Genomic DNA, 25,067 nt, shown 5'->3' with positions numbered 1-25,067 from the left:
TATAAAAATAAATTTTTACTACTTGAAATTAAGTGACAGCAGAAGATATTTTTAACTGTTTATCTTCTTGTCCAAAACCTTTCAAACCAACGACATGAACATGCTCCTGTTGGCCAAATACCTTACGTACCAGCTTATAAGTCGTCCCTTTTTCCGGAATGATATTTTCAGGCGCAGCAATAATTAATTGCATTTTTAATCGTTCACAAAGTTCAAATAATGTTGCAATCGATTTAGCATCCAATCGAGCCGCTTCATCCAGGAATAAGAACCTACAAGGTAAAATATCTTTACCTCGTAATCGTTGTGACTCTTCTTCCCAACTCTGTACCACCATCACCAAAATTGACATGCCTGTACCAATTGCTTCTCCCGTCGACAGCGCGCCACTTTCAGCTTTGAGCCACCCATCCGAACCACGATTAACTTCAACATCCAGTTCTAGATAATTACGATAATCAAGTAATTCTTCACCAATTGTTTGGGGCAGGCGTTGGCCAATATCTAGCTGAGGGTTTAAACGTTGATAAAGCTTTGCCATCGCTTTAGAGAATGTCAGACTTTTATTTTTAAACAGATCCTGATGATGTTCGTGCTCTTCTGATAACACATCAAGTAGTGATTCATGACTTTGTCGAATATTAACATTAAGCCGAACCCCTTTTACCTGTCCAAAAGCAACGGACTGTAGCCCTTGGTTAAGCATGCGGATGCGATTTTGCTCACGATGGATCGTTTTACGGATAATATTTGCCACACTCTTTGCACTAATGGCCAATTTTTGTTCACGGGCCGTCAGTTCTTCTGTCAAACGCGCTAATTCAATTTCCATTTGTTCAATGGCATCAACCGGATCATCAGTACAAATAATGTCTTGTCGAATACGTTCACGTAAATGTTGATAAACCGCAATAAAGAACGCTACTTTGCGCTCTGGTCGTTTAAGATCTTCAGAGGCACGTAATACATCGCGTAAATGTTCATTATCCGCTACCGCTTGTCTAAGTGCACCCAGCGCTTTATCTGACATCGAACGTAAACTATCGCCATCCATATAAGCTAATTCACGCCGATGTAAACGACGCTCGACACCGCTTTCTCTGACCATATGCATTACAGCACACCAACCAGATTTACCGGAGACCACCTGCGCGCGAAGTTGGTAATAATCCCGGTCTAATTTACGTAATTTTTTCTGCCAATTGTCCATTTCAGCTTCACAAAATGCGATCTGTTTTTCCAATTGGTTAATGCGGGAGCGATTCGCATTTACAGCTTCATAAAGTTGGTCTCGGCGTTCGCGTGCCCGTTTTTCAGCATTACTATCCGCTTGAACGCCAATTGCTTTTATTTCAGCTTCTAATTCTCTTAGCATATCCTGCTTAGTTTCATAAGAGCTACGCAGTGAAGCTAATAGTTGGTTAAATTGCGCCGTTTTAGTTTGTTGCTGCCTTAACTGTTCACGTGCCTGACTACGCTCTTTTTCAGCCTGTTCCAGACGCTTGCGGAGTTTATTATTTAAATCGCTATTTTCTGACAGCATCTCCGTCGAGTCGAGATAACTAAAATGAGCGCGACGTTGAGCAACTTCAATTAAAGCAAAAGATTGCTGTTTAGATTGTTGCTGCAACTGTTTTACCTGTTCATATTCATGACGTAATTGCTCATGCTGCTCAGGATCACTTTGTAGGACGTTGGCTATTGGCTCTAATTTTGCTAACGATTTTGTATGCTTATGCAAAAAGTGCCCCGCTTCTTCTGCCTCTGCCAATGCTTCACGGATTTCTTCAATCCGAGAGACTAGCGGTTCATCCATTAGCAAATTAACTTTTGGCAACAATCGGTTTAAACTCGACAAACGTTCTTTGGTCGCAGTATGTTGCTGTTTTTGTTGTTGTGTTTGTGCTTCAAATTGAGCTAATTGGCGCTCAAGTTCATTTTTACATTGATTTAAAGAACGAATTTCAGCCTCTGGATCGGCGTCAAAAACCACCGCCAGATGTTTACCAATAAAACCACTAAATGCATGATGAGCGCGTTGTAATTTTTGCATATCAAATGAGAGAGTCGCATAACGCTCAGCTAAGGTATCTCTCTCTTGGCTCAACATCTCCAGCTGATTTTCACGCGCTGCCCGACCAAATAGGGGGACTTCAGGGTAACGAGAAAAACGCCATTGACTCTCTGACGATCGTACTAATACTGACTGGTCAAATTCTTCTGCATTAAACACGCTATCATCAAAAGATTGCGGATCGCCTTCAATAAAATAGACATCATCAGGACATTCGGCTATCAATTCACCAAGCTGTGAGTGAATTTTTGCTAGCTCAGGAATAACAATACCATGTCTTGCTGGACCATAGAGCGCTGAAAAATAAGGCGCATCATCAATAGTAATGTCATCATAAATTTCAGATAACAAAACACCACCAAGCCGTTCAGCTAGGCCAAGTAAGCGGTTATCGTCAGCGCCGCTCGGTTGACTAAGATGAGCTATTTGTTGCTCCAATTCACGCTTTTGACTGGCGACTTCATCACGTTCAACGGTGATTTCACGTTCTTGTTCCAACAATTGCTGTAGATGCTCGGTAATTTCATGACTATGGCTAAAATTATCCTTAGCCTGCACAGTTAATTGATTAAGGGCATCTTGTGCTGCCAGCCAAGTAGGTGCTTTTTTGGTTAGGGTTTGAATTTTTTGTTTGATCTGCTCAAGCTCTTGACGCATTAACATGCGATGCTCACTACTTTCACTAACAGAAACACTCAGTTCCTCTTGCTGAGCTTCTAATTCTTCCAGTAGTGTCGTTAATTCATCTGGCTGATATTGCTGTTCAGAATATTGACAAAACTCGGCTAAAATGCGTTGGGCATCTTGCTGACTATTAAGTTTTTGCTCCAGCTCAGCTAATTGCATCTGTAGCGGCTTAATGCGTTGGGCAAGATGTTGTTGTGAAGCCCAGTCGCGCAATAATTCACGTGCTTTTTGATAAGCCTTATCCCGTTTTACCTCACCGCCGATATCGTTAACTAAGCTATAAGCTTGTTCAAATTGGTTAGTCGCCGCATCAATAACACTGATTTTCTGCTCCAGAGCAAGTAATTTTTCGGTATTCTGTTGCTCTTTTTGCTCAAAACTAGTTAAAAATTGCTCAACATTATCTGGCGTTAGTTTAGGTAATTGACAAATTTTCTTTGCCCTTTCCAACGCTTGCTGGGCTTTTTGATATTGAATTGCACGCGTTTGCTGAACATCTAACGCTTGCTGATAATCAGCTAGTTGACTTTTTATCTCATCAACTTCTAATTCAGCCGCCTCAACTTTGGCTTCAAGCTCACTTTGTTGCTCTAATGCTTGCTCAACAACTTCACTCTGCTCTTCTAGACGATAAGTTATCTCTTCAATGTCGGTCTGATAGCGATCAATTTTTTCCTGCTGACGTACCGCGGCTTGTACTAACCCCAGATGGTCACTTGCTGCCTGAAAATCTGCTTCTAAATCTAATGAAGAACCATTTTGTTCATCCAGTTCACGTACCATTTCAACATGACGGGTCTGGGCAGCTATCAGTTGTTTACGGCCGTCAAATAATTCCGCTCGAACAGCAAGTGCACTATCTAGATGAACCTGGCGTTCATTAGCATGCCGCATATAATCAGCTGAAACGTAATCCGTTGCTTCATTGATTAAACGTCTAAATAAGTCACGATCAGATTGAGTGACGCGGATCGCTTCAAGAGTTAACCGATTTTCACGCAAAGCCGCTTCCATATCCTGAAAGGCTTTGCGAACACCACTATTTTCCGGCAACAGATAATCACGTAATGAACGCGTAATAGCGCTGGAAATTCCACCGTATAAAGAAGCTTCAATTAAGCGATAAAATTTGCTCCTGTCACTCGATGATCTCAATCGTTTTGGAATAATACCTAGCTCAAATAGCTGGGCGTGGTAATCAGTGATTGAATTAAATTGTTTAAACTGTACACCTTCAATCGCATACATTTGATCTTTTAAATCATTTAAACTAATTACCCGCGCTTGACGTTCTTCTACTTGCTCAGTCAAAATATGAGTCGGTAAAATTGCCGTTGATAACCTTTCGATTATGAAAGGTTTTATATCAACTTTTTTATCACGTCCCGCAATTTGTTGTAAGCGAACCCCCACTAAAATACGCTGATGGCGAGAATTAATGACGTCCAAAATCGAATAACAAACCCCTGGGCGTAATTTTCCATGCAGCCCTTTATCGCGCGATGCCGAGGTTGCACCCGCTTCGGTGGTATTACGAAAATGCAACAAGGTTAAATCAGGGATCATAGCAGTAATAAATGCTGCCATGGTGGTCGATTTGCCGGCACCATTGCCACCAGATAACGTCGTTACTAACTCATCCAAATCAAAGGTTCTGGCAAAAAAGCCGTTCCAGTTGATGAGCGTGAGTGAGCGAAACTTGCCTCGTTCTAACATAGCTATTCATCCTCCGCTTCATCTTTGTCATTATCATTATTTTCGTTATCTGTTAACGATAAGTTATCTTTTAACGACATAACTTCACCATCACGGATCATCCGTAATTGGGCTTGCTGTGGATCATCACCACTACACACATCAGCACCAAAACGAAAGACAGATTCGGTGATCATAAAACGGTGACTGTTATTTTGTAAAAAATGAACCATTCCTAATCGGCGTAAGCGATTAAGCGAAGTGCGTAGCTTTTCTTGTAATTTTTGTTTATCCAAATCCGTCCCTGTTGAGCGCTGATTGACAAACTTCAGTAGTTTACTGTCATCCGCTAGTGACAATAGTTCTTCAAACAGTTCCTGCGCAGTAAAAATACCCTGATTCGAAAGTCTTTCCGGGCTTAAATAAAGATAACAAAGAATTTTGCCAACCATCATATCTAGTTCAGATAAAACTGAGCGAGGAATTAATGTGGTCGAACGTGGCCGTAAATAGAAAAAACCTTCTGGAGCACGAATTAGCTCAACATTATAGCGAGCATAAAAAGCAGTCAATTCCTGTTCAAAATCCATCAAAAAGGCATGATTATCCAGATCATCAATGCCAATATGACGCCCAGCTCGAAGCTGGCTATCCAATTCAGGGAAAAGGGAGCTGACTAAAGCTTGTGCCAATTTTACTGGCATAAATTGTTCAATATTTGTCGATGACATGTGCCTGTACCTTGGCTCCGTAATCATTAATCGCTAACCATTCAGGATGGATACCTGAGAAATCCGCTTCTGCTATACCTAACTTAACTGCCTGATCGACAATAATACGCGCAACACCAAAATGCTGTTTCTGTGGATATTTAGTTAAGTAGTCACGTAATATTAAACCAATATCCAATGGATGCTGATCTTTCTTATAACCAGCCAATGCCTGCTCCATTATCTCAATCAGTTGTTCATTAATCTCATTAAATTCTTCATATTCCAGTTCAGCTGGCAATTCACCAGTCACTTCTTCATTACTCAATACCAGATCTTCATCACGCACATCAAACAATCGTTCAGCATTGGCTACCGTTAATGCCCAAGGATCGGTAAAATAATTTTGCACCGAGAGGCGCAGGCGTTGCGAAAATATTCTATTTTTATCCATATCGATGGCAGTACGAATAAATTTGTGCACATGGCGATCATAGCCAATCCAGAGATCGATAGATTGTTGCCCCCAGCTAATAATTCGATCAAGCTTACTTTGTAGATCAAAGACTAGCTTATCAACCCATTCTGAACCACCTCCATTCATATTGGCCTCTTGGATACGTAACAAATTAGTCTGTAATTTATCACCAGCCGCTTCTAGCGTGTCTTGTAATTCACGTAATGTGCCGGAAGTTTCCGTTAAAAGTTGTGCACAATTGGCAATCGCTGCCTGCCAATCCTGACTGAGTAAAGCAGAGATGTCTTCCTTTACACTATTTTGCTGTTCATCCATCACACGCTGTGACATATCAATACTGTCAAAAATTTCTGCCACCGAATATTTTAATGGCGCAAAGACATGGCGATGCCAATGAAATTCATCTCCCCCTTCTTCTGCGGCATCCGCTGCTCGACTTAATTCACCAGCTACTATCGAAAGTTGCATAGATAAACGTAAGGAAGAAAATTCCCGCTGGCGAATGTAATAATCACTGATGCCGATACCAAGTGGCGTTAAACGGTAAATTGCATTACCTTCAATGACTTCACTTGAAAAACGATTAAATAATTTCTGCCTTACCATATCATTAATGGCATTATTAGCTCTGGCAGTAACCGTTTCTGCGGTCTGCTCGAATCCTTTACTGACTTCACGAAAAGCATCAATTAATTCACCTTCACTCATTTCGCCATCAAGCCGCTCACTATTAAGAACAGCAACAGCCAATAAAAAGGCCAGACGCTCAGCAGGTAATGAGATTGAAAAATCATTTTTACGCGACCAGGATACCAATTCCGGAACAGTCTGGGAAAATTCACCCATAATTCATCCTTTCACATAGACTTGCATGCCATAACATGAATATAGCGCCCCAGATCAATATAGGGTTGTTGTCGACAATAACGCTGCTCCAAAGCAAGCAATGCCGGAAAATCTTTATTTTGTAACTAACGGCTTTGTAGATAATCATGAAAAACCCTTACACCTGTTTTACCAACTATTCTAAAATACAATTCTGCCAGCCATTGATATACTGTTTTTGGTAATAACGGATTTATAGGAGTAAGTGAACGTTTGCGGCGTCGCTGAATATTAGGTGTCGCTAAATGGAAGTTACCTAATACAGCATTTCTCATCACCAACCCATTCGCATTATAAAACATGATAGAAAATGCGCCACCTGGGTTAATTATATCCGCTAGGGTTTTTATTGCAGATTTTTGTTCACTGATCCATTCAATAACTGCATGAAATAATACTAAATCAACTGCTCCCATTTCTGTTAAATATTGAGTAATATTTTGAACGGAAGAGTGAATGAATTGCATGTTATGGCTTACTTTTTTTTCTTTAGCCAATAATTTGGCGCGTTCAAGCATCGTTGCCGAAATGTCACAAACAATAACTTGATGTACCATGGCCGCCAGCTTGCTTGCAAAAAAACCTTCTCCCCCACCCGCGTCTAATATTTTTAACGGCTTATTGGGTAATAAATCAAGCAAATAGTTAAGATCCTGCCAAATAACAGCTTCGCGTATTTTTCCCTTGGTTGTACCATAAATATTTTGTGTAAACTTATCTGCAATATCATCAAAATTGCGATCTACCATGAAAAAATACCCCGATAACCACTATTATAAAACTTAATCGCCATTGACGATAAAAATATCTATTCAACCTACATATTGTTAATAAAAAACAATAATATTTTCATTGAAAATGATTTCTATATTAACAATTTATTAACTATTATCTATATGATTAAATTATACTATACTCGATAAATTGATTAACTAGGATTGAAACATGCTGTTTACATTAAAAAAATACATTAGTGCGCTTTTAATGCCATTACCTCTTCTTATTTTAATTAGCTTTATAGGATTATTACTACTTTGGTTCACTCATTGTCAAAAAAGTGACAAATGTTTAGTCTCTTTTAGTTGGTTAACTATTTTGTTACTAAGTCTACAACCTGTTGCTGATAAATTACTACTATCGTCAGAAGGTGTGTTTAACAAACGCTATGAACTTTTGCACCCTAAAGAAGAAAACATCCAATATATCGTTGTACTTGGAGGGGGATTTACTTACAACCCTTATTGGCCGCCAAGCGCTAACCTTATTAATAATAGCCTGGCTAGAGTGACGGAAGGAATTCGCCTTTATTCTCAATATCCAAGGGCAAAATTAATTTTTACTGGCGGGCGCGGTAACAATTTAATCAGTAATACTGAAGTGGCAGCAAAAGTAGCACTATCGTTAGGGGTAGCAGAAACAGCCATAATTACCTTAAGCACCCCCAGAGATACCCAAGAAGAAGCCTTCGAAGTAGAAAAATCGTTGGCCAGCAACCTTTTCTATTGGTGACTTCAGCTAACCATATGGCACGCGCTGAACGTTTCTTTATAGCTAGAAATATGCATCCCATTACAGCACCCGACAATCAACTTGCCATTACCTCACCATTACAACCCTGGGAAAAATTTTTCCCATCGATTTACTTTTTTTCCCACTCAGAATGCGCTTGGTATGAATTTATTGGCTCAATATGGCAGTCAATAAAAATTGACAATACCCAACCTCTAATGCTCAGTTCCAATGTAGTGGAATAGTTAGCTTTTTATAATTGGTGACATCAGGATAATTTTAACTAGGGAAAAATGCTTTCCGAACAGCATCGAGATCCTGCTGATTATCAACCCCAGGCCCTGGTGTTTTAACTGCCAAGGCTACATGAATTTTTTCGCCGTACCACAGTACACGTAGCTGCTCAAGCATTTCTATCGTCTCTAACGGACTTATCGACCATTGGATATAACGACGAATAAAACCGGCCCGATAAGCATAAATACCGATATGACGCAAAAAATGCTGGCCAATTTCCATTTTGCTGACGGCAAAGCGATCACGTTCCCAGGGAATAGCCGCTCTGGAAAAATATAAGGCATTGCTCTGTTTATCCGTCACAACTTTTACAATAGCCGGATCAAATACTTCCTGTGGATCGTTTATCGGTGCCGCTAATGTTGCCATGCCGACGTTATTTAGCATCAGATTACTAGCTAATTGATTAATTATTTCTGGTGGGATTAAAGGTTCGTCACCTTGTACATTGATAATAATTTCATCGTCAGAGAATTTATATTTTTCAATAACTTCCGCTAATCTTTCAGTGCCTGATTGGTGGTCAACGTCGGTCATGCAAACCTCTCCATTGGCCGCATGCACCACATCAAATACAGCCTGATGATCAGTCGCCACAATAACTCGCGTTGCATCTGACATTAGCGCTCTTTCCATTACTCTAATAATCATAGGTTTGCCATGAATATCAGCTAACGGCTTGCCCAGTAAACGATTAGAAGCAAAACGGGCCGGAATAATGACTGTAAACATGTTACTTTTCTTCATCTAAAGGCAACTCACGAGCTTCTTCTTTTAATAATACCGGTATGTTATTACGCACAGGATAAGCAAGATGATCAAATTTACAGATAAGCTCTAAATTTTGTTTATCATAGACTAGTTTGCCATGACAAATAGGACAAGCAATGATATCAAGTAGACGGTGATCCATATATTCCTCATCAAAAACGTAATTTAAGATGAAACCAGAATAGCATAAGCATGCATCACCGTTAACTTTAATATCTGCTCTAATATGTATTTGTCAGTAATCTGACAAATTGGCAGCTAACATTAGGTTAAAATTCATAAGCGATAACATCAACGGCAGCAATGCCATAAGCGTTACGCGTAACAGAAAATTCAACACACTGGCCTTCTTTAAGCCATTTATTTTTAGTGTTCGCAAGAGCTCGACGATTAACATAGATATCTTGACCGCCATTCACTGGGGAGATAAATCCATAGCCTTCTTTTACATCAAACAATTTTACGCGACCCATTTGTAATTGTAATGTCATAATAAAACTCCTTTTGTTCACTAGTTGACAAAATTTCATTTTCTCCTAGTGCTCCCTACGCTTTTATTAAGTTTTCGATAGAAACCCCATTTTTTCTTTCACCAAATACCCTTAATGTCAAAGTAGTATTATTATATTAAAAAAACACCAACTCAGTAGTGTCTGTTGCTATTTAGGATCTGTTTAAACATCAAACAACATAACACATGCCAAATTATTCATTACTAGAGTTTATCAATCAGATTTGATACTAAATAAAATTAAATGATTTTTTATTAATGAAATAATAGCTGGCGTGGTATAATTGAAATTAAGTCAATACATTCCTAACTAGGATAGACTTATATATAACATGACAATGTTATTATTTCAAGCATTTTTACCAGACTTGACCAATTCACTAATGGCGGAAAGGGTTTTTCCTGCACCAGGCTGTGCAAGTTGGGCATTTACTGACAGATACCACCAATTTAATTGAGCAAAATGAAAACATTTCACTGCGTCCTTTTCAGTCATTAATAATGTTTGATGTTCAGTCACTAAGGTTGTTAGTTTAGAAAACTCATAACACTGGTGATCAGCGAAAGCGTGTGTTGCAATTAATGGCACTCCTTTTTGTTCAAGACTTGAAAAAAAACGTGCTGGGTGCCCAATTCCTGCAATGGCAACAACTTGCTCCAATTCACAGCCTGAGCGTTTTTCACCGGTCAACATATTGATAGCAATATCGCCTGTTAACTGCATGGCAATCTCCCCATACTTAGCCATACCACCATTAGTAATAACAGCATTAACGGTATTCAAACGATATTGACATTCTCGTAATGGACCAGCAGGCAGCAACCAACCATTGCCAAAACGACGGATACCGTCGATAACAACGATCTCAAAATCCCTTTGTAGTGCGTAATGCTGAAGACCATCATCAGCAATAATAACATCCAGTTTTTGTTGCTTTAGTAGCATCTTAACTGCGTCTACTCGTTTAGGAGCAACTGCCACTTGCACACCAGTTCGCCGATAAATTAACGCAGGTTCATCGCCGGTTTCTTTTATTGATATACTTTCATTAACTAATAGCGGATAAGAAGTTGCTTTACCGCCATATCCACGGGATACAACACCAACACTATAACCCCGTGATAAAAGCTGCTCAACTAACCAAATAACAACCGGAGTTTTACCATTACCGCCGACAGTCAAATTACCCACAACGATAATAGGTATCGGCGCTTTCCAACTAGAGAAAATTGCCAAATGATAGCCAAGGCGTCTTAATCCAATAATCATGCCATATAATATCGACAACGGTAGTAGCAAAAGATATAGCCACGAACCACCTAACCATATTTTATCAATCATTGTTTAAATTGCATGCTATAAAGTTGAGCATATGCCCCATCGCACTTAAGTAGAGTTTGATGGGTACCTCGTTCAGTCATTTTACCATCTTGAATAACTAAAATTTCATCTGCATTTTCTATTGTCGAAAGACGATGGGCAATAATAATCGAAGTCCGATTTTTCTGTAATTCGTCCAATGCTGCCTGAATCGCTCTCTCTGACTCAGTATCAAGTGCAGATGTAGCTTCATCAAGAATTAATATAGATGAGTTATGTAATAAAGCACGCGCAATCGCAATTCGTTGCCGCTGCCCACCAGAAAGCATTACACCATTTTCACCAATAACGGTATCTAGTCCATTATCCAGTTTTTGAATAAAGTCTATTGCATAAGCCATCTTAGCGGCTTTTTCGATCGCTTTTCGACTGAAACGACCATCGGTTGCGTAAGCAATATTATTGGCAATAGTATCGTTAAAAAGATAGACATGTTGAGAAACGAGTGCGACTTGGCTACGTAGAGAGCTTAAAGTGTATTCACGTAAATCATGATCATCAAGCAGTATTTGACCTTCATTAACCTCATAAAAGCGGGTAATTAGATTCGCAATAGTTGATTTTCCTGAACCTGATCGTCCGACTAAGGCAATGGATTTTCCTGCCGGTATTTTAAAACAGATATCATGTAATGCAGGATGCTCTTTTGTTGCATACTTAAAGGTAACATGTTTAAACTCTATTTCACCTTTCGCTTTTTTTAAGGTTAATTTACCCTCGTCTTTTTCCTGATCCATATCTAAAATGGTAAACAATGTCTGGCATGCGGCCATACCTCTTTGAAATTGTGCATTAACATTTGTTAATGACTTTAATGGGCGCATTAATGCAAACATGGATGAAAAAACCACACCGATAGTGCCTGCTGTCAATGTTTGCATAACTTCAGGAAAACTCGCGATATAAAGCGTGAATGCTAATGCTAGAGAGGCTATCAGTTGGATAATAGGATCAGAGATAGAAGATGCTGTCACCATTTTCATCGTTTGCCGGCGCATATGATTACTCACTTTGCTAAAACGCTCAGTTTCAACTTTTTGCCCCCCAAAAATCAAAACTTCCTTATGGCCTTTTAACATCTGTTCCGCACTAGCAGTTACTTGTCCCATGCCAGTTTGCATACTTTTACTAATATTCCTAAAGTGTTTAGAAACCGAGCGAATGGTTAACGCAACAATAGGAGCAATAACAATTAATATTAGTGAAAGATGCCAACTGTAATAAAACATCAGCCCAAACAGACCGATAATGTAAGCGCTTTCTCGAACAATAGTGATTAAAGCGCTAGAGGAAGATGAGGCGACTTGCTCAGAATCATACGTTATGCGAGAAAGTAAAGTTCCTGTCGACTGTTGATCAAAAAAAGAAACAGGCATCCCCATCATATGGCCAAACAAACGCCTACGCATATTCATTACAACTTTACCAGAAACCCAGGCAATACAATAATTGGAGATAAAACTCGATATCCCTCTTATCAGCATTAGCCCCAATATAGCAATGGGTAACCATTTTAGTGTGCTGTTATCAGCTTTACCGAAACCTTCATCAAGCAAAGGTTTTAATAAGGAGATCATGAATGCATCGCCGGCAGCGTTAATAATTAACGCAACAGCAGCTACACTTAATCCCAGTTTAAATGGCAAAATCATAGGCCATAGTCGGCGAAATGTTTGCCATGTAGAAAGATCTTTATCATTCATTATCATTGTCTTATTAAATACCCATAAAAATAAGCCGTTTATTTTACTTGAGAAATCTATAAATACCAAACTGCTGATGATACCAGCTAGGATAAACTTCCTGTCTATAACGCATTATTTCAATTTTATCAAAATAGAACTGCGCTATAATTTGCCCTGATTCCGCTGTACTCAGCCAATTTTCCCCTATATTCTCATATCGTTGGCTACTTATCAGAAGGTAAACGCCAACGGCTATAACGTGCAACAGAAGTAAGTGCATATTGCGGTTTAATTGCTTGAATAAACGCCATCGTCGACGAAGTATTACTACCATGATGAGGAACTTGTAATAAATTAGCAGGCAAATTTGCTATTGCTAGACGCACGAGTTCTTTCTCCGCTGTTTTTTCAATATCGCCAGATAGAATAACCGAATGATAGCCATCACTAATTTTTACTACACACGATTCATTATTATGTGATCTTTTTTGATCAATTATTGGCCATAATACTTCAAAATATAATTTCTGCCATTGCCAATAAATACCTCGATGGCATGGAAAATGATTTTTTTTATCAAAGTGACTTCTAATCTTTAATCCAGGATAGGTTAATAATAAACTCCCTACCCCACCAGTGTGATCGATATGATTATGACTAAGTATAATGCCTTCAGGTGTTAAACGATGATATCGTAAATAAGGCAAAATAGTACTATTAGCACTACTCTTTTTCTTCCATGAAATACCAGTGTCATAAATTAACACTTTTCCCTGTTGCTCAATAATAATTGCTAATCCATGCCCCACATCTAACATAATCAATCGCCAAAGAACCAAATAGTTTTGTTTCATGGTCGTGATTAACCAATAAATTAACACTATTATCAGCAATTTATACTGCACAAACCAACTAAACTGCCAACATAAAATAATAAGCCAACTAAGCCCAGTTATGATAATTGGAAGATGGCCAGTATCAAGCCAGTAACGCTCAATATGAGCTAGGGGCCATAATGCTAAAATAATGCTTTTATCGATTATACCAAATAATAAATTTTGTCCTGCGTACCAAAAAATACAAATATATGAAACCATAATTAACGGTATGGTTATAAATGAAATAATTGGCACAGCCCATAAATTAGCAAAAATACTAGTAATATTAACTCCTTGAAATAAAACCAATTGAATAGGAATTAATAGAATCAGCATGCCTAATTGCAAATGAACCAATTTAAATATCCAATTAAGCCAACTGTGTGGAAACTGTACACTCAATTTGACAAACGAAAACCAAAATATTAATGCCGCAACCGCAAAACTTGAAAGCCAAAAGCTATCAGAAAGTATCGCAAGAGGTTCAAACACTAAAATTAAAGTAATACTCCATAATGCCCATTGCCAGGGAAAACAAACAAAATTTTGTTACCGAATATAAAGCCATAACGATAAGGCAAATATAGCCCGCAGTGCAGGTATCGCCCAACCAGACAACCAAACATAACCTAAAGCAAAGCACCAACCCGCTAACATCGGTATACGAAGCTCGATAAAACAAATGGGTAATAAAAACTGAATCAAACGATATAGCCAAAAACCAAAAAAATAAGCCATGCCAATATGTAAACCTGAGATAGCCATCAAATGCGCAATACCGGTTCGTTGCAATTGTTGCCTTAATACGGGTTCTAATAATCCACGTTCCCCAAACGTTAAAGCATAAATCACCGCCTGATTATGATATTTACTGATAACATTAACCGACGCTGCAATTACCTTTTGCCTTAAAGAACAGTGTTTATTCAATATAGTAAAGTTTTGAACATTAAACGTACCTAGCAAGCGTTGACTTATGGCATAACGTTGTAAATCAAATCCACCTTCATTTAATAAACTATGAACGGGCTTTAATCGACTAGAAAAAATGAGTTGTTGTCCGGCACAAAAAAATTATTTTTAGTTAGAGCATTAGGCTTAAACTGAAGATAAGCATACAATATCGGAAATGATTCTTTATTATTGATTAACAACCTTACTTTTATTCGAATATTATTATCCCTATTAACTAAACTATCTTCAATAATGGCTACATGACGTTGTTCTGGCTGACTTAATAATTTCATTTTTTCTAATAAATAATATCCCTGCCAACATCCCCACAAAAAACTTATAGCTAAAATAGCAATAAATTTTGTTAAATAACATGGAATAAACCAAAATAAAAAGAATATGACAAACAACCATAATTGTAATGATTTATTTGGTAATTGAGATAAAAAAAGTAATGGTAATGATCCCAATGGCTTTGTTGAATAAATCAGAATTAGCCGACAGGATGGCTCCCTCTGCTACAGCTGTTATCCGATCCTGACGCTGTGTGGCATACCCAACAACGTCATACGGTTCAGCGCTTTGACCATCGCCATTGCTTCACCTACCTGAGCCTCATAGTCACGCAGCCTCAGATGGCCACCCAGCAAAGTTTTTATGCGGAACATCGCTGTTTCTGCCACTGAACGCCGGTGATAACCCACTTTCTTTTTCCACATATCATTACTCCTGCTCAGACGCTGATTCGCCACCGCATGGTTACGTTCATGGTACTTGTCCGGCCAGTATTTCGCTCCGCTTCGCGGCGGGATAAGGGGCCTGATTTTCTTTCTTAGCAACGCATCGTGGCAGTAACAGGCGTCATAAGCACCGTCTGCTGACACTTCCCTGATTTTCCGGTGGGTTTGGTTAATCAGGCCCGGCAGTGCCTGCGCATCTGTCGTTCCGCTGAGCGATAAGTCGGCACAGATAATCTCATGAGTCACACTGTCTGCTGCCAGATGAAGCTTGCGCCACACTCTTCGTCTGTCAGCCCCATGCTGCCTGACTTTCCATTCACCTTCGCCAAAGACCTTCAGACCGGTACTGTCGATGACCAGATGCGAGATTTCACCACGCGTTGGCGTTTTTATGCTGATGTTGACGCTCTTTGCTCGTCTGCTGACCAGCGAGTAGTCCGGACAGCACAGCGGCAAAGACATGAGTTTAAAAATCGAATCAACGAAGCCCTGTAATGCCCGGAGCGACAGGTTAAACACACGCTTCATCATCAGGACAGTGGTAACAGCCATATCGCTGTAGTAAAGCGGCCGGCCACGACCTTCAGGCGAAGAACTGTCAGTCCATCCAGCGATGGCCGACTCATCAAGCCAGACCGTCAGGGAACCACGTTGTCTGAGTGCCTTGTTGTACGCGGGCCAGTTGGTAATTTTAAACTTTTGCTTTGCCATGGGGACCTGATGTTGAAACGAATTTAGCGATCAGCTCCGCCAATCACCTAAAAGTTCGATTTATTCAACAAAGCCTATCAGCTGGTGAATATTTAAAATTGTTACACCAACATAATTTAACTCCAACTCTTTTTTAATAACGGCATAGTATAATGGCAACCATTAATGCCTTTGCTGTTACCAGATAATAATCATTTGTTTTTGAAAATTTTTTCATTTAAATCTCATTTTAGTTATCTATTTATTTTTTCTGACAATATTAGTTGTGTACAACTAATATTTTATTACCTACGGTTACTAATCGTGTTCAATTTTAAAATGGAAGTTTATTTTTTAAGTTATGCAGTGTTTAATTTACGGTAACAATTTCATTATTAATGAAATTTTATTATTAAATATTACGATCGATATATAGCTTGCCCATAGCCAATTGAATCATTGGCTAAATTACCATAAAGTCAGTTCATTTTTAGCAACCTGATGCAATCTATCACTGAGTAATTCACCATCCGGAAAGCGTAGCTGAGGGGCAATTTCTGCTAAGGGATAAAGCACAAATTCTCGTTCTTTAAGGCCATAATGAGGGATAGTTAAATGCGTTGTCTGAATAACCTGTTGGCCATATAACATAATATCCAAATCGAGAGTTCTTGGCCCCCAACGATCGGCTTTACGCACTCTAGCATGCATTAATTCAATCGATTGAGTATGTTTAAGTAGGGTTTCGGGCAATAACTCAGTATCTAACGCGATAACGGCATTGAGATAGTCAGGCTGATCTTGTGGCCCCATCGGTTTAGAGCGATAGAAAGAAGAAACGGCAATTGGTTTGGTATTTGGTAATTGCTGCAATTCTCTAATGGCACTTTGTACTTGTTGTAAGGGGTCATCTAGATTGCTGCCAATGGCGATATAAACACGTTGCATATTTAATTAACTCTGTTGTTTTTTATTGGTTTACGGTTGGTGTGATTTCGACGAAGTGTCCAGTTACGACGATGAGTCGGGATACTTCCTAGCTCTGAGATCATTTCATGCTGTAGGTTATTATTGGCTGGTTGAAACTCAGCCCACCAATGAGCCAGTTCTTCTAATTCACGTCGTTGTTCCACGTTGGCGCGTAGCTCCAGGAGATCAAACGCTGCGCGAAATTTTGGATGTTCAAGTAGCTTATCTGCTTTTTTCCCTTGGCGCCGTGGTAGTCGCAATTGTAGCTGCCAGATATCGCGCATTGTTGAAGTAAGCCGTTTAGGGATAGCGATAGAACGGCATTGTTCATCGAGGATATCATTCATTGCGATCGTAAAGGCTTCGTAATAGGGTAAGCCACTTTCCTCAGAAAGCCTTTCGGCATGTTCTACCAGTGGATACCATAACATGGTAGCAAATAAGAATGCAGGATTAACGCGTTTATTATTTTTTATTCGATAATCAGTATTTTGCAGCACCTGATTAATGATAAGTTCCATCGGTGAATCATCATTGGCGGTGAAGTGTCGTTCAACTAACGGAAACAATGATTGAAAGAGACTATAACGCCTTAATTGTTGATAGGTTTGATAACCTTGACCAGTCTGAAGTAATTTGAGCGACTCTTCAAATAGACGTGCTGATGGAATGTCTTTTAATAAAAATGCCAGTTGTGGAATAGGTTTGGCAGTTTCAACATCAATTTTCATATTCAGTTTGCAGGCAAACCGAATAGCGCGTAGCATCCTAACGGGATCTTCTCGATAACGGATTTTTGGATCACCTATTAGGCGAATAGTGCCATTTTTTAGATCCTCAAATCCACCAACATAATCGCGTAGGGTAAAATCGTTAATTCGGTAATATAGGCTATTGATGGTAAAGTCGCGTCGAATGGCATCGTCTTCAATATTACCAAAAATATTATCTCGCAGTAACATACCACTTTGTGCCTGGTGAGCCATATCCTTATTATTAGTATCAGTTTGCTCATGAGAACCACGAAAAGTAGCAACTTCGATGATTTCATAACCAAACATGATATGCGCTAAACGAAAACGGCGTCCGACTAGACGACAATTACGAAATAATTTGCGAATTTGTTCAGGTGTTGCATTTGTAGTAACGTCGAAGTCTTTAGGTTTTTTACCTAATAGTAAATCTCTGACGCTACCACCGACCAGATAGGCTTTATAGCCAGCATTATTTAGACGATAAAGCACTTTCAGTGCATTGTCACTGATGTCTCTTCGCGAAATAGGATGCTTATTGCGCGGAACTATGGATATTGAAGTATTTATAGCAGAATCGGGTGTCTGTTTATCTGCTAATTGAGCACTTTTAATGATTTTTGTACTCCGATATCTTTTTGTTAGTAAAGCTTTTACCTTAGTTTTGGACCTAGTGTCAGTCGCAGAACTATCATAAGATTTTTGTTTACTTCGATTATTCTTTTCTTCTCGTATCAATAAATTACGACAGAAATTGGCTACCCGGGTAAAAATAATACACCTCGATATCTAATGCGATTTTAGTTAAAAAAATAAATACTAATAATTAATCATATCTTATAGGATTTTTTTTGAGAATGCCTAAGTAGGATAAAAATTACTAATTAATCATAATAGGTAACAATTCTCACGCCTGGTTGGATGCTATCTAATTGCCAATTTTGTACAGCCTGGCTAAGTAATTGTTCAGTACTAAGGTCTTGCCAATTAATAATAGTTGTTTGTGATAAAAAATTTAGTGCATCAACTAAAATAGGCCTCGGATCGTTCATCGGCAGCGGCGGGGTATGATTTTGTTTAGAAAGTTTATTATGAGAACGATTTAATACTAGTGGTAAATGCACATAATCGGGTTGCGGAAAAGCCAGATAGCGATAGAGAGAAATTTGTCTAACGGTTGGCGCAATTAGATCCGCACCACGAACAACTTCGGTAATACCTTGGTCGTGATCTTCAATAACGACAACCAGATTATAAGCAAATAAATTATCTTTTCGAACAATAATGAAATATTCTTCTGCCAGAGAGCAAGTCGCCACATAATCACTTTGTAATTGATCATAAAAACTATACACCGGTTTTGACTGTATTATCCTCAAAGCTGCGGCAGAACAAGATAAACCAAGATTGCTACAATGAGCGGCGTAATAACCACCAATAGTATTAATACGTTGGCGGGTACAGCGACAGTAATAGCAGCCATGGCACTACTTTAGCTGAGTTAAAATGTCACAGTAAATATCATGGCGTTGTGATTGATAGATTATTTTACCATCCCAATGTAAGCCATAATGGTCTAAAGTTTTTAATATGCGAGAAGCTGCACCCGGCACTTCTCTAGTGGTATCGATGTCATCGATCCTAACATACCACTTTCCTTGCTTTTTTTTAGCTTGTAGGTAGCTACCAAGCGCAGTAACTAACGAGCCAAAATGGAGATCACCTGTGGGTGACGGAGCAAAGCGTCCAATATAAGGTGGAATGTTAGTAATTATTGAATTACTCATTTATTTCAAAAGGATACGGTACACTTTTGTGTACCGTATTTTTATGGTGTAAGATTCTTGGCTAACCCGCCATCTGTTTTTCACGCATTTCAGCTAATGTTTTGCAATCAATGCATAAATCAGCTGTTGGACGAGCTTCTAAGCGGCGGATACCAATTTCAATCCCACAGCTTTCACAATAACCAAAATCTTCATCATCAACTTTTTTTAGCGTCTTCTCGATTTTTTTAATCAACTTACGTTCGCGATCGCGATTACGTAACTCAAGGCTAAATTCCTCTTCCTGTACCGCTCTATCAACGGGATCAGGGAAATTTGCCGCTTCATCCTGCATATGAGTTACAGTGCGGTCGACTTCATCTCTGAGTTGATTGTGCCATGTTTCGAGAATGCGCTTAAAATGTGCCAATTGGGCATCGTTCATGTACTCTTCGCCAGGCTTTTCTTGGTAAGGATCTACCCCAGCGATGGCGAGAATGCTTAAGGACGAGGTTTTAGGTTTTTGCCCTTCTTGCATAATGCTTCTCCTACACACGCAATATTCAAAAGAACCCCTCAAGGGTGAAAAACTAAGGCCGCTATAAATAACAGAACACTCTAAACTTGGCAATGGTTCTTACAATTCGTTTTACTGTACCAGGGTGATGCGCGTGTTATCTGCCTTAATTTGTATGTAAAACGAATTTTGCCTAAAAGAATATAATATCTTGGTTTATTGAATAAATGGTATTTTTTTATCCATTGCTAGCCCTTTTTCTGATATTTTAATCTGATAGCAGAGTATTTCAATACCAACATTTGTTGCTTGCTGTAAGAGCGCAGCATATTGACAATCAATATGGCTTGCAACGGACATTTTCTTTATACCAGTATGAAGTACGGCAAAGAACAAAACTGCTCTTTCGCCTCGTTCGGCTATCAAGGATAGTTCACGTAAATGTTTTTGCCCTCTTATTGTAACAGCATCAGGAAAATAACCGATATTGTTTTCTAGTAAGGTGACTGATTTTACTTCAATATAGCAATTAACTTGCTGTTTTTTCTTTAGAAGGAGATCGATTCTACTATTTTCGCCGCCATATTTTACTTCCCGGCTAATGTTATCATAATCGGATAATTCCGGAATTTTATTTTCAGTTATAAATTGACTAATTAAATCATTTGCTCGATGAGTATTAACACAAATCCAATCGCCAGTTTGTGTTTGTTTCAGTTCCCAGCTATGTGGATATTTTCTCTTAATATTATTAGATGTTGAGTACCAAATGGTATCTCCGGGGGTTGCACAGCCTGTCATGGCACCTGTATTGGCGCAATGAATGGTTAGTAATTTACCTGCTGGTGTAATAACATCAGCAAGAAAACGTTTATAACGCTTTACTAATTGGGCTGATTCTAGTGGCGGGAACCAAGACATTGCTAGCTACTCCGGTTGTGATAGACACGGCTAAAGGCAAAGCAATGCTACAATATTTGGCACTAAAAGTTAATAATTGTTGCTTTTTCATATAAATTAATGGATAGATAGTGTTCATTTAGTAAGATAGTGGTAATAATGTTATTATCAGAGTATAAAACCGCTATTTGGCGGATGTTTATTATTTAATTATGATAAAAATGCTATTTTAATTAGATATATGAAATAAATATCTGTAAGTTATGATTAAACTCTTGTGCTAAAAATAAACTAATAGTAAATAAAGATTGATTTTATACCATGCATGACAAAGATAATTATGAACCCATTGGGCGCAGATCTAAGAAAAAGCCCACTGGTAAAAAATCAAAATCTCATCAAAATAATCGGTTAGATAACTATTATTATGAGTATGAAGATATTGATGACAACGAGGAAGAAGAACTAATGGCAAGTAAAGACAATAAGTCTCGGCCACCTAAAGATAGATGGCGTTGGTTTTGGTTGTTTGTCAAAATTGCCATAGTCTTGGCATTGTTAGTTGGTGTCTATGGTATCTATTTATATCAGAAAATCAGTGATCGTCTTGATGGTAAAGTTTGGGATCTACCGGCTGCAGTTTATGGCCGAATGGTTAATCTTGAACCGGGGATAAATTACAGTAAAGAAGAGATGATTCGATTATTAGATGGCATGCAATATCGCCAGGTAAATAAAATTACTTTACCCGGTGAGTATATTGTTAAAGATAACACGATAGAAATGTTACGCCGGCCATTTTCCTTTCCTGATCAAAGAGAAGAACAGATTTTAGCTAAATTAAGTTTTGATCATGCTCGGCTCACCAATATTACTCATATGGAAAATGGGCGTTCGTTTGGTTTTTTTCGACTAGATCCTAAACTTATCACTATGATGCAATCGGCGAACAATGAGCAACGCTTAGTCTTGCCGAGAAAAGATTTTCCTGATTCTTTAGTCAAAATATTACTTGAAACTGAAGACCGACATTTTTATGAGCATGATGGGGTAAGTATTTATTCTATTGGGCGTGCGGTTATTGCTAATTTAATGGCTGGTAAGACGGTTCAGGGTGGCAGTACGCTAACTCAACAATTAGTTAAAAACTTATTTTTAAGTAATGAAAGAACGTTAATACGTAAAGCTAATGAAGCTTATATGGCGATTTTAATGGATTCTCGCTATAGCAAAGAACGTATTCTTGAACTTTACTTAAATGAAGTTTATTTAGGACAAAGCGGCGATGACCAAATTCGGGGTTTTCCCCTTGCTAGCCTCTACTATTTTGGTCGTCCAATCGATGAGCTGAGTATTGATCAACAAGCGTTATTAGTTGGTATGGTGAAGGGAGCATCACTATATAACCCATGGCGTAATCCTACATTGGCTCTAGAACGTCGTAATTTAGTGTTAAAGCTATTGGAAACGCGCGAAATTATCGATCATGAAATGTATAATATATTGAGTGCTCGTCCTTTAGGCGTTAAACCAAGAAGCGGTGTTTTGACACCTCAACCCGCCTTTATGCAGCTCGTTCGGCAAGAATTAGTTGAAAAATTGGGCGATAGAGTAAATAACCTGTCTGGAGCTAAAATCTTTACTACTTTAGATCCAGTCTCGCAGCAAGCGGCTGAAAATGCCGTCGAACAGGGGATAGCTGATTTACGTAAAACACGTAAGTTGCCTGATTTGGAAGGCGCGATGGTAGTTGTTGACAGTATTAATGGTGAAGTGCGCGCTATGGTAGGTGGCTCACAACCACAATATTCTGGTTTTAACCGAGCGTTAAATGCTCGCCGCTCAATTGGTTCACTGGCTAAGCCGTCAACTTATCTTACCGCATTAAGTGAACCAGACCGTTTTCGTTTAAATACTTGGGTACCTGACGAGCCGATTAGCGTCAAATTTGATAATCAAATATGGGAACCGAGAAATTATGATCGCCGTTTTCGGGGACAGGTCATGTTGATTGATGCTTTGGCCAGCTCGCTGAATATTCCGACGGTGCATGTTGGCTTGAGTGTTGGCTTGGATCAGGTTAGTAAAGTATTAGTAAGTCTTGGCGTGCCAAGTGATGCGATAGAAAAAGTGCCGGCAATGTTATTAGGTGCCTTGAACTTAACGCCAATGGAAACGGCGCAAATGTTTCAAACCATTAGTGGCGGCGGCAATCGAGCGGCATTATCGGCATTACGCTCCGTGATTGATGGTGATGGCAATGAACTTTATCAAAGTTATCCATCTGCAGAGCGGGCAGTATCTCCGCAGGCAGCTTATCTAACACTTTATGGTATGCAACAAGTGGTTGAGCGCGGAACATCTCGTTCATTAATGAATAAATTTGCTCAATATCACTTAGCCGGTAAGACCGGAACAACAAATGATCTACGCGATAGTTGGTTTGCTGGTATCGATGGTAAGGAAGTGGCAATTGCTTGGGCTGGTCGTGATAATAATGGTCCGACAAATCTTACTGGTGCAAGTGGTGCATTACATCTATATCGTCGTTATTTAGAAAATCAGACTCCATTGGCATTGGATAATCGCTCTCCCGATGGAATTATGGAGATGCGAGTGAATATCGATGGCAGTTTTAACTGTGCAGGTGGTGGAGATCGTATTTTGCCAGTATGGACAGAGGATCCCCAAGCATTATGTCAGCAAGGGGTACAAGTATTGAAGCCAAACCTGAACTTAAATGAACAGCAGAGCAAAAGTAATGATGCAGCTGCTTGGATGAAAGAGATGTTTGGACAGTAATAAAAATCTAGTAAACCAGCTCTATGGTAAAAAATTAGCGCCGGTTTTTTTATGGCTTAATAAATGATCAGTTCATCTTATTAAAAGCATTTTCTGCTGCTTTAATTGTGCGATCAATATCTTCATCACTATGCGCAATGGACATGAAACCCGCTTCAAAGGCAGAAGGTGCTAAATAAACGCCTTCGTCTAACATGAAATGGAAGAATTGCTTAAATTTCTCAATATCACATTGCATGACAGCTTGATAGCAGTTAACTTGTGGTGCCACTGTAAAAAATAGACCAAACATGCCGCCAACATGATTAACAACCAACGGAATAGCAGCTTGTTGCGCTTTTTCTTGTAAGCCTGTAACAAGTTTTTTCGTCAGTTCTGCTAAGCGTTTATGGGTATTGGGTTTAGCAACTTCTGTTAGGCAAGCAAGGCCTGCTGCCATCGCTAATGGGTTGCCTGATAAGGTACCGGCTTGATAAATTGGCCCTATTGGAGAGAGTTTTTCCATCAATTCGCGGCGGCCACCGAATGCGCCAACAGGCATACCACCGCCGATTATTTTACCTAAACAGGTCAAATCAGGTTTAACTTGATAATGTGCTTGTGCTCCACCTAAGGCAACCAGAAAGCCGGTCATCACTTCGTCGATAATTAATAACGCGCCAAATTGATCGCATAATGTACGTAGTCCAGGCAGGAATTCAGCCTCGGGTAGAATACAATTCATATTGCCCGCTACTGGCTCTACAATGATAGCAGCGATTTCTTGCGGATATTGGGCAAAAGTATGCCGAACTGAATCTAAATCATTAAATGTACAGGTAAGAGTATGTTTGGCAACATCAGCTGGAACGCCAGGAGAATTAGGTTGACCAAAGGTTAAAGCGCCTGAGCCTGCTTTAACTAATAGGCAGTCGGCATGTCCATGATAACAGCCTTCAAATTTAATAATCTTGTCACGCCCTGTATAACCGCGTGCAAGCCGTATGGCACTCATTGTGGCTTCTGTGCCTGAATTTACCATACGAACCATTTCGATGGATGGAATCAGTTGACTAATTATTTCTGCCATTGTTACTTCAATGGCGGTTGGGGCACCAAAACTCAGGCCATTTTCTGCCGCTTGGACGACCGCTTGTTTAATTGTGGGGTGATTATGACCTAAAATCATCGGCCCCCAAGAACCAACGTAATCGATATAAGCTTTGCCATCAACATCATAAATATAAGCACCGTCAGCTCGCTGAATAAATAATGGATAGCCGCCAACACCATTAAACGCCCGAACCGGTGAATTGACACCGCCAGGAATAAAATTTTTGGCTTTTAGTAAAGTGTTTCAGATTGACTCATTAAATAACTCCAAGCATTGGTCCAGCAGAAATTTTGCGCATATCTTAAAGCAGTATTGGCAGTAAA

Annotated in this window: 16 protein-coding genes and 5 pseudogenes; 3 read left to right on the top strand and 18 right to left on the bottom strand. The window is 39.2% G+C overall.

Annotation, left to right across the window (positions count from 1 at the left end; genetic code table 11):
• Positions 1 to 28 precede the first annotated feature (28 nt).
• The 4 genes and pseudogenes from mukB to cmoM form a co-directional block, all read right to left on the bottom strand.
• The gene (mukB, locus tag E3U36_RS11740; protein WP_180816638.1) at positions 29 to 4,477 is read right to left on the bottom strand and encodes a chromosome partition protein MukB; all 4,449 of its coding nucleotides are present in this window, start codon (positions 4,475 to 4,477) and stop codon (positions 29 to 31) included.
• A 2-nt stretch (positions 4,478 to 4,479) separates the two neighbouring features.
• Positions 4,480 to 5,187, bottom strand: coding sequence for a chromosome partition protein MukE (mukE, locus tag E3U36_RS11735; RefSeq protein WP_180816637.1), 708 nt, complete (start codon positions 5,185 to 5,187; stop codon positions 4,480 to 4,482).
• Positions 5,168 to 6,490, bottom strand: a complete 1,323-nt coding sequence (mukF, locus tag E3U36_RS11730) for a chromosome partition protein MukF (protein WP_180816636.1) — start codon at positions 6,488 to 6,490, stop codon at positions 5,168 to 5,170. The genes mukE and mukF overlap by 20 nt, the downstream gene beginning before the upstream one ends.
• Positions 6,491 to 6,501: 11 nt before the next feature.
• Positions 6,502 to 7,278 (bottom strand): annotated as a pseudogene (gene cmoM, locus E3U36_RS11725) (tRNA uridine 5-oxyacetic acid(34) methyltransferase CmoM).
• 196 nt (positions 7,279 to 7,474) lie between these two features.
• Here cmoM and elyC point away from each other — a divergent pair.
• Positions 7,475 to 8,283: pseudogene (gene elyC / locus E3U36_RS11720) on the top strand (envelope biogenesis factor ElyC).
• Between the two features lie 34 nt (positions 8,284 to 8,317).
• On the opposite strand, the gene kdsB reads toward elyC, so the two are convergent.
• The 8 genes and pseudogenes from kdsB to E3U36_RS11675 all read right to left on the bottom strand — a co-directional run bounded on the left by kdsB (position 8,318) and on the right by E3U36_RS11675 (position 15,966).
• Positions 8,318 to 9,067 carry a 3-deoxy-manno-octulosonate cytidylyltransferase gene (kdsB, locus tag E3U36_RS11715; protein WP_180817653.1) on the bottom strand — a complete coding sequence of 250 codons (750 nt, stop codon included), beginning with the start codon at positions 9,065 to 9,067 and terminating at the stop codon, positions 8,318 to 8,320.
• Position 9,068: 1 nt separating this feature from the next.
• Complete coding sequence (locus E3U36_RS11710; RefSeq protein WP_032116333.1) at positions 9,069 to 9,248, bottom strand: Trm112 family protein; 180 nt, start codon at positions 9,246 to 9,248, stop codon at positions 9,069 to 9,071.
• Positions 9,249 to 9,375: 127 nt separating this feature from the next.
• Positions 9,376 to 9,597, bottom strand: a complete 222-nt coding sequence (locus E3U36_RS11705) for a cold-shock protein (RefSeq protein WP_180816635.1) — start codon at positions 9,595 to 9,597, stop codon at positions 9,376 to 9,378.
• Between the two features lie 369 nt (positions 9,598 to 9,966).
• Positions 9,967 to 10,959, bottom strand: coding sequence for a tetraacyldisaccharide 4'-kinase (gene lpxK / locus E3U36_RS11700; RefSeq protein ID WP_180816634.1), 993 nt, complete (start codon positions 10,957 to 10,959; stop codon positions 9,967 to 9,969).
• On the bottom strand, positions 10,956 to 12,704 hold the full coding sequence (gene msbA, locus E3U36_RS11695) for a lipid A ABC transporter ATP-binding protein/permease MsbA (protein WP_180817652.1): 1,749 nt from the start codon (positions 12,702 to 12,704) through the stop codon (positions 10,956 to 10,958). Before msbA ends, lpxK begins: the two co-directional genes overlap by 4 nt.
• A gap of 203 nt (positions 12,705 to 12,907) precedes the next feature.
• Positions 12,908 to 14,413 (bottom strand): annotated as a pseudogene (locus E3U36_RS11690) (DNA internalization-related competence protein ComEC/Rec2).
• A 179-nt stretch (positions 14,414 to 14,592) separates the two neighbouring features.
• A complete protein-coding gene (locus E3U36_RS11680; protein WP_180816631.1) occupies positions 14,593 to 14,985 on the bottom strand; it encodes a hypothetical protein in 393 nt (130 codons plus the stop codon).
• 57 nt (positions 14,986 to 15,042) lie between these two features.
• Positions 15,043 to 15,966, bottom strand: a complete 924-nt coding sequence (locus E3U36_RS11675; RefSeq protein WP_180816040.1) for an IS5 family transposase — start codon at positions 15,964 to 15,966, stop codon at positions 15,043 to 15,045.
• Here E3U36_RS11675 and E3U36_RS11670 point away from each other — a divergent pair.
• A complete protein-coding gene (locus E3U36_RS11670; protein ID WP_180816630.1) occupies positions 15,960 to 16,103 on the top strand; it encodes a hypothetical protein in 144 nt (47 codons plus the stop codon). The two genes, E3U36_RS11675 and E3U36_RS11670, sit on opposite strands and share 7 nt — an antisense overlap.
• A gap of 310 nt (positions 16,104 to 16,413) precedes the next feature.
• Here the strand turns inward: E3U36_RS11670 and folK are convergent, their stop codons facing one another.
• The 5 genes and pseudogenes from folK to sfsA all read right to left on the bottom strand — a co-directional run bounded on the left by folK (position 16,414) and on the right by sfsA (position 20,870).
• Positions 16,414 to 16,893: a 2-amino-4-hydroxy-6-hydroxymethyldihydropteridine diphosphokinase gene (gene folK / locus E3U36_RS11665; protein ID WP_180816629.1), complete on the bottom strand. Its 480-nt coding sequence runs from the start codon at positions 16,891 to 16,893 to the stop codon at positions 16,414 to 16,416.
• A 2-nt stretch (positions 16,894 to 16,895) separates the two neighbouring features.
• The gene (pcnB, locus tag E3U36_RS11660) at positions 16,896 to 18,236 is read right to left on the bottom strand and encodes a polynucleotide adenylyltransferase PcnB (protein ID WP_439647297.1); all 1,341 of its coding nucleotides are present in this window, start codon (positions 18,234 to 18,236) and stop codon (positions 16,896 to 16,898) included.
• Positions 18,237 to 18,550: 314 nt separating this feature from the next.
• Positions 18,551 to 19,453 (bottom strand): annotated as a pseudogene (gluQRS, locus tag E3U36_RS11655) (tRNA glutamyl-Q(34) synthetase GluQRS).
• Between the two features lie 61 nt (positions 19,454 to 19,514).
• Entirely contained in the window at positions 19,515 to 19,970 is a 456-nt protein-coding gene (gene dksA, locus E3U36_RS11650; RefSeq protein ID WP_180816628.1) for an RNA polymerase-binding protein DksA, read from the bottom strand.
• 195 nt (positions 19,971 to 20,165) lie between these two features.
• Positions 20,166 to 20,870, bottom strand: coding sequence for a DNA/RNA nuclease SfsA (gene sfsA, locus E3U36_RS11645; protein ID WP_180816627.1), 705 nt, complete (start codon positions 20,868 to 20,870; stop codon positions 20,166 to 20,168).
• Positions 20,871 to 21,170: 300 nt separating this feature from the next.
• On the opposite strand from sfsA, the gene mrcB reads away from it, so the two are divergent.
• Entirely contained in the window at positions 21,171 to 23,651 is a 2,481-nt protein-coding gene (mrcB, locus tag E3U36_RS11640) for a bifunctional glycosyl transferase/transpeptidase (protein ID WP_180816626.1), read from the top strand.
• Positions 23,652 to 23,718: 67 nt separating this feature from the next.
• Here the strand turns inward: mrcB and hemL are convergent.
• Positions 23,719 to 25,001: pseudogene (gene hemL / locus E3U36_RS11635) on the bottom strand (glutamate-1-semialdehyde 2,1-aminomutase).
• Between the last annotated feature and the right edge of the window lie 66 nt (positions 25,002 to 25,067).

This window comes from Arsenophonus endosymbiont of Aphis craccivora (assembly GCF_013460135.1).
In the GTDB taxonomy this organism is placed as follows: Bacteria; Pseudomonadota; Gammaproteobacteria; order Enterobacterales; family Enterobacteriaceae; genus Arsenophonus; species Arsenophonus nilaparvatae.
Note: the sequence above shows the minus strand (reverse complement) of the source record. Positions and strands in the feature narration are given on the sequence as shown.

Excerpts from the sequence above, each read along its gene's own strand:
- mukB (WP_180816638.1), bottom strand. The coding sequence starts at position 4,477 with ATGTTAGAACGAGGCAAGTTTCGCTCACTCACGCTCATCAACTGGAAC.
- mukE (WP_180816637.1), bottom strand. The coding sequence starts at position 5,187 with ATGTCATCGACAAATATTGAACAATTTATGCCAGTAAAATTGGCACAA.
- mukF (WP_180816636.1), bottom strand. The coding sequence starts at position 6,490 with ATGGGTGAATTTTCCCAGACTGTTCCGGAATTGGTATCCTGGTCGCGT.
- kdsB (WP_180817653.1), bottom strand. The coding sequence starts at position 9,067 with ATGTTTACAGTCATTATTCCGGCCCGTTTTGCTTCTAATCGTTTACTG.
- E3U36_RS11710 (WP_032116333.1), bottom strand. The coding sequence starts at position 9,248 with ATGGATCACCGTCTACTTGATATCATTGCTTGTCCTATTTGTCATGGC.
- E3U36_RS11705 (WP_180816635.1), bottom strand. The coding sequence starts at position 9,597 with ATGACATTACAATTACAAATGGGTCGCGTAAAATTGTTTGATGTAAAA.
- lpxK (WP_180816634.1), bottom strand. The coding sequence starts at position 10,959 with ATGATTGATAAAATATGGTTAGGTGGTTCGTGGCTATATCTTTTGCTA.
- E3U36_RS11675 (WP_180816040.1), bottom strand. The coding sequence starts at position 15,966 with ATGGCAAAGCAAAAGTTTAAAATTACCAACTGGCCCGCGTACAACAAG.
- folK (WP_180816629.1), bottom strand. The coding sequence starts at position 16,893 with ATGCAACGTGTTTATATCGCCATTGGCAGCAATCTAGATGACCCCTTA.
- dksA (WP_180816628.1), bottom strand. The coding sequence starts at position 19,970 with ATGCAAGAAGGGCAAAAACCTAAAACCTCGTCCTTAAGCATTCTCGCC.
- sfsA (WP_180816627.1), bottom strand. The coding sequence starts at position 20,870 with ATGTCTTGGTTCCCGCCACTAGAATCAGCCCAATTAGTAAAGCGTTAT.
- mrcB (WP_180816626.1), top strand. The coding sequence starts at position 21,171 with ATGCATGACAAAGATAATTATGAACCCATTGGGCGCAGATCTAAGAAA.